This window comes from Acinetobacter sp. RF14B (genome assembly GCF_006864105.1).
GTDB classification, from domain to species: domain Bacteria; phylum Pseudomonadota; class Gammaproteobacteria; order Pseudomonadales; family Moraxellaceae; genus Acinetobacter; species Acinetobacter lwoffii_C.
Genome location: NZ_SMTB01000278.1, coordinates 1 through 341, shown reverse-complemented (window position 1 = coordinate 341; position 341 = coordinate 1). Strand labels below are relative to the sequence as shown.

The window sequence follows — 341 nt, the reverse complement described above, 5'->3', positions numbered from 1 at the left end:
CGTTGATAACAAGGTAAGTTTTTAAATAAATGACTTTTATCCTGTTTCAGCCATGAAAAAAATGCTTTGAAATTATTGAAGTGAGAACACTTATACCAAATGGCGATAAAGATGATTTCAGAGATACTCAGTTGCGCTTTTCGGATTCTTAAGCAGTGATGGCTTTGCTTGAGGAATTTCCAGTAGGTTGCTTCAAATTTAAGAAAGAAATCATCAATTACACAGAATAATTCGGTACTATTGAACATCGGGACTAGAGTTGTGGGTTTTGTGTGGTAACTCAACTGATGGCTCTAGTCCTCCTATTTTTCAAGTTAATTTCTTATCCGCGATTCGGGTTA

At 35.5% G+C, this 341-nt stretch carries 1 pseudogene; it reads right to left on the bottom strand.

What is annotated here, in order from left to right:
• Positions 1-248 (bottom strand): annotated as a pseudogene (locus tag E2K52_RS14960) (IS982 family transposase); the annotation flags it as partial.
• Positions 249-341 lie beyond the last annotated feature (93 nt).